The following is a 5,310-nucleotide window of genomic DNA, read 5'->3' on the forward strand; positions in this document are numbered from 1 at the left end:
AGGAGACCCCCGCTCCGTGGCGCCCTCGTGCGCATATCGCGCCTTTTGTTCGCCGTGCCCAACCTGCCGACAGCGCAGGGGCGTTCGCGGTCGTGCCTTGGGCGGAGGGCATTGGTACAGTCCAAGGGTCATCGGGGCGCGGTGTACGCGTCACGGCGTTCCGTCGAGAGGCAGCCATGGCGCGACGCGGAGACCCGGAGCTGACCCGGCTCGCCCACACCGTCATCCAACCGGGATTCGAGGGCACCTCGCCACCGGACTGGCTGCGCCGCAGGATCGACGAGGGCCTGGCCTCCGTGGTCCTCTTCGGCCGCAACATCGCCGGGCCGGAGCAGATCGCCGCGCTCACCGCGGAACTGCGGGCCCAGCAGCCGGAGTTGATCGTCGCCATCGACGAGGAGGCCGGGGACGTCACCCGCGTCGAGGCGCACACCGGGTCCTCCCGGCCCGGCAATCTCGCGCTCGGCGCCGTCGACGACACCGGGCTGACCGAGCAGGTAGCCCGCGGTCTCGGCCGGGAACTGAACGCGCTGGGCATCACCCTGGACTACGCGCCCAGCGCGGACGTCAACTCCAACCCGCTCAACCCGGTCATCGGCGTCCGCTCGTTCGGGCCGGACACCGCACTCGTCGCCCGGCACACCGCCGCCTGGGTCCGCGGCCTCCAGTCGGCCGGGGTGGCCGCCTGCCCCAAGCACTTCCCGGGGCACGGCGACACCACCGTCGACTCGCACCACGGCACCCCCCGGGTGGACGCCGGGCCGGAGGAGCTGGCGCGGGTCGCGCTGCCGCCGTTCGCCGCCGCGCTCGACGCCGGGGCGCGCGCCGTGATGACCGCACATCTCCTCGTTCCCACCTACGATCCGCACGCCCCCGCCACGCTCAGCCCGCACCTCGTCGGCACCCTGCTGCGCGAGCGGCTCGGCTTCACCGGCATGGTCGTCACCGACGCCGTCGAGATGCGCGCCCTCACCGACCGGTACGGGATCCGGGGCGCCACGGTGCGGGCCGTGGCGGCGGGCTGCGACGCCGTCTGTGTCGGCGGGGAGAGCGTGGGCGAGGCGGTCGTGGACCAGCTCACCGAGGCCGTGGTGCAGGCCGTGCTCGACGGCACCCTGCCCGAGGAGCGGCTGGCCGAAGCGGCCGCCCGGGTACGGGAGTTCGCGGCGTGGTCGGCCCGGCGGGCCCGCGAGGCAGCGGCCTCCCCCGGGGACGGGCCGTCACCGGCGGAGGAGGGGGCCGGGCTGGTGGCGGCGCGGCGGGCACTGCGGGTGGACGGCCGGGAGGGCGGCGCACGGCTGCCGCTGACCGGCGCCCCGCACGTCGTCGAACTGCACGCGGCGACACACCTGGCCATCGACGACGCCACCCCCTGGGGCCTGGCCGCACCGCTGCGCGCCCTGCGGGCCGACACGACCGCGGCCCGGCTCACACGGGCGGAGGCCGACGGCGACGACCCGCCGGTCCGGGAGTGGCTCCGGCCCGCCGAGGGGCGCGAACTGGTCGTGGTCGTCCGCGACGCCGGGCGGCACGGCTGGATGGCGCGGGCGCTCGCCGCGCTGCTGCGCCACCGTCCCGACGCGGTCGTCGTCGAGATGGGGGTGCCCACCGACGACCGCCCCGGCGCCGTCCATCTCGCCACCCATGGCGCGACCCGGGTCAGCGGCGTCGCCGCAGCCGAGCTGCTCACCGGTCAGGCACCCCCGGAGCAGCGGCGGGCGACGGGGGAGCCCGCCACCGCGCGGCAGCGCTGACGGGTGCTGACGGGTGCTCACGGGTGCTGACCGGCGCCGACCGGCGCGGCCCGTCAGCGGGTGAGCAGCTCCCGCAGTGCGGTCGCCACCTGGAGCGGGGCCTCCTCCGCCATGAAGTGGCCGCAGGTGACGGAGGTGTGCCGCAGGTCGGGCGCCCACGCCCGCCACACGGCTGCCGCGTCGTAGCCGAGCGCCGCGCCCCAGTCCTGCTGGAGCACGGTGACGGGCATCCGCAGCTGGTTACCGGCGTCCCGGTCGGCCCGGTCGTGGGCGAGGTCGACGCCGGCCGAGGCCCGGTAGTCCGCCACGATCGAGGGGACGGCGGCCCGGCAGGCGTCCAGGTAGGCGCGGCGGACGTCGTCCGGGATCGCCTCCGTGCTCTGCCCCCACAGGTCGAGGAAGTGGCCGAAGAAGGCGTCCGGTGCCGCCGAGATCATCTGCTCGGGCAGGCCGGGCGGCTGGGCCATCAGATACAGGTGGAAGGCGACGGCCGCGTCGGCGCCGTGCAGGACGTCCCACATGTCGGCGGTCGGCACGACGTCGAGGCAGGCCAGATGGCTGATGGCGGCCGGGTGGTCGAGCCCGGCGCGGAAGGCGACGAGGGCGCCGCGGTCGTGCCCGGCGAGCGCGAAGCGGTCGTGGCCGAGGGCGCGGGCCAGCTCGACGACGTCGGCGGCCATGGTGCGCTTGGCGTAGGTGCCGCCGCCGGGTGCGTCGGCCGCCGCGCTCTCCGCCGGTTTGTCGCTGGCGCCGTAGCCCCGCAGATCGGGGCAGATCACGGTGTGGTCCACCGCGAGGTCGGTGGCGACGTGCCGCCACATCAGATGCGTCTGCGGAAAGCCGTGCAGCAGCACGACCGGCGGCCCCGAACCGCCGACGGCCGCGTGCAGCTCCACACCGTCGGCGACGGGTACCCGCCGCTGGTCGAATCCGTCGATGCTGGGGGTGGTCATGGCATGTCCTTCGCTCGTGCCCACTGGGCGCTGAACAGTTGCTTCCAGCCTGCGGGCCGCGAATGAGCATTCGATGACCGCGCTCCATGGGCGGCCCTTCGCGGGCGGCGGAGCCCCGGGGCGGGCCGGCGTTCCTCCGGCGGATGCCGGGCCTCGTAGGGCGACATGGCACGACACTGTGCGACACGGTGCGACCCCCCTCACGTGCGCCGCGTCCCCTCCGGCCGTGCGCCGGGCCTCATGCGGCCGTGTGCTCCTCCCCTGCGGGACCAGCCCCGCGCATCTGCGGGCCGTGGGCTGTGCGCTGTCCGCCGGAAAGCAGAGGCTCACACCGCCGGGTCCGGGAACCGGGAAGCGGGACCTCCGGAGGCCCGGGAGGACCGGAGCCGGAAGCTGGAGGTCCGGGGGCTCCGGTCTCCGGGTTGGGGAGGCCGGGAGAAGTCGGGCGTCGGGAAGGTGGTCACGGTTGCGGGTCGAGTTCGGGGTGTTGGGGCCGGTCACGGCCTGGGACGAGGCCGGGGAGCCAGTCGCGCTGCGCGGCCCGCGGCACCGCGCCGTCCTGGCCCGGCTGATCATCGCCCGCCGCCGGGTGGTCCCCGTCTCCGTGCTGGTGGAGGACCTGTGGCCGGACCCGCCGGCCGGCGCGGTGGCGACCGTCCGCAGCTTCGTCGCCGCGCTGCGCCGCGCCCTGGAACCCGGGCGGGCGCCGCGCACCCCGGCACGGCTCCTGGTCACCGAGGGCCCCGGGTACGCGCTGCGCGCCGGCCGGGACGACGTGGACGCCTGGCGGTTCGAGCAGGCGCTCGCCTCCGTCGGCACGCTGCCGCCCCGGCGCGCGGCCGAGGAGCTGGACGCGGCGCTCGCCCTGTGGCGAGGGCCCGCCTACGCCGAGTTCGCCGAGGAACCCTGGGCCCGGGCGGAGCGCGCCCGCCTGGCGGAACTGCGGCTGGGCACCGTCGAACGCCGGGCCGAGGCGCTGCTGGCGCTGGGCCGCGGCACGGAGGCCGTGTCCGAGCTGGACGCGCACGTCACCGAGCACCCGTGGCGGGAGGACGCCTGGCGGCTGCTCGCCCTCGCGCTCTACCGGGACGGCAGGCAGGGCGACGCGCTGGCCGTGCTGCGCCGCGCCCGCGCCCTGCTCGTCGAACAGCTGGGCGTCGATCCGGGGCCGCGGCTCCTGCGCCTGGAGGCCGACGTCCTCGCCCAGGCCGAGCACCTCGAAGCGGGCCCCGACCGGGACGCGCAGGCGGCGCAGTCGGCACAGACGGCGCAGTCGGCACAGTCGGCGCAGCCCGTGCAGGCCGAGCAGGTGTGGGCGCGGGCGGCCACCGCGTACGACCGGACGGTGGCGCCCGGCGCCCGGGCGCGGCTGGAGTCGACGGTGGGGCTGCTGCGGGATCTGGCCGTCACCGGGGGCGGCGGTCTGACGGCGGCACGCGAACACCGCGAGGCAGCCGTCGAAGCGGCCGAGGAGCTGGGCGACGCGGAGCTGACGGCCCGGGTCATCGGCGCCTACGACGTCCCGGCGATCTGGACCCGCTCGGACGACCCGCGGCTCGCGGCACGGCTCGTCGACGCCGCCGAACGGACCCTGGCCGGGCTGCCGCCGGGCACCCACCCGGCCGTCCGGGCCCGGCTGCTGGCCACGGTCGCGCTGGAGTCCCGGGGCAGCGGCGCCCGGCGGGCGGACCGGGCCGCGCGGGAGGCGGAGGAGACGGCACGCGGCCTGGACGATCCGGCGCTGCTGGCGTTCGCCCTCAACGGCGTCTTCATGCAGTCCTTCGGGAGGACGGGGCTGGCCGCGCAGCGCGATGCGACGGGCGCCGAACTGGTCGCCGTCTCCGCGCGCAACGGCCTCGTCTCCTACGAGGTGCTCGGGCATCTGATCCGGCTCCAGGCCCGCGCCGGCCTGGGCGACTTCCCCGGGGCCGACACGCACGCCGCAGCGGCCGACCGCCTGGCGGAGCGTCACGAGCGGCCGCTGGTCACGGTGTTCACCCGCTGGTACGCCGCGCTGCGCCGGGACGCCGTGGACGCACCGTCTGCGCCGGAGGCGGAGGCGGCCTACCGGGACGCCGCCGCTCTCCTGGAGGACGCCGGTATGCCGGGGCTGCGGCACGGGCTCCTGCCGCTCGCCCTGCTGTGTGTCCGCGTCCGGCGCTCGCCGCCCGCCCCGGCCGGCCGGGCGGCGGAGGACACCGACTGGGGGCCGTACGCGCCGTGGGCCCGGCCGCTGGTGCTGCTGGCCGAGGACCGTCGGGACGAGGCGGCCGCCGCGCTGCGCCGCGCCCCGGATCCGCCGCACGATCTGCTGGCCGAGGCCCTGTGGGCGCTGACCGGCCACGCGGCCGTGGCGCTCGGCGACCGGGAGACGATGCGCCGCGTGTACCGCGCGCTCGCCCCCGCGGCGGGCGAACTCGCCGGCGCGGGCAGCGGACTGCTCACCGTCGGCCCGGTCACCGACCACCTCACCGCCCTCGCCACGGCCCTCGGCCACCGGCCCTGAACCCCACGCGGACCGGCGAACGGGCGGACCGGCGCAACGACGAACCGGCGAAACGACGAACCGGCGGGCGGGGCGCACCACCGAAGTGGTCCGCCCC

3 protein-coding genes are annotated in these 5,310 nt (G+C 77.1%); 2 read left to right on the forward strand and 1 reads right to left on the reverse strand.

Features of this window, described 5'->3' with window-relative positions; all coding sequences use genetic code 11:
* Positions 1 to 176: 176 nt before the first annotated feature.
* Positions 177 to 1,754 carry a glycoside hydrolase family 3 protein gene (locus SCA03_RS34295; protein WP_086815111.1) on the forward strand — a complete coding sequence of 526 codons (1,578 nt, stop codon included), beginning with the start codon at positions 177 to 179 and terminating at the stop codon, positions 1,752 to 1,754.
* Positions 1,755 to 1,807: 53 nt separating this feature from the next.
* Here the strand turns inward: SCA03_RS34295 and SCA03_RS34300 are convergent, their stop codons facing one another.
* Positions 1,808 to 2,707, reverse strand: a complete 900-nt coding sequence (locus tag SCA03_RS34300) for an alpha/beta fold hydrolase (RefSeq protein ID WP_086815110.1) — start codon at positions 2,705 to 2,707, stop codon at positions 1,808 to 1,810.
* A 466-nt stretch (positions 2,708 to 3,173) separates the two neighbouring features.
* On the opposite strand from SCA03_RS34300, the gene SCA03_RS34305 reads away from it, so the two are divergent.
* The gene (locus tag SCA03_RS34305) at positions 3,174 to 5,213 is read left to right on the forward strand and encodes an AfsR/SARP family transcriptional regulator (protein WP_086815109.1); all 2,040 of its coding nucleotides are present in this window, start codon (positions 3,174 to 3,176) and stop codon (positions 5,211 to 5,213) included.
* Positions 5,214 to 5,310 lie beyond the last annotated feature (97 nt).

The sequence above is a fragment of the Streptomyces cacaoi genome (genome assembly GCF_006539165.1).
Lineage (GTDB): Bacteria > Actinomycetota > Actinomycetes > Streptomycetales > Streptomycetaceae > Streptomyces > Streptomyces cacaoi.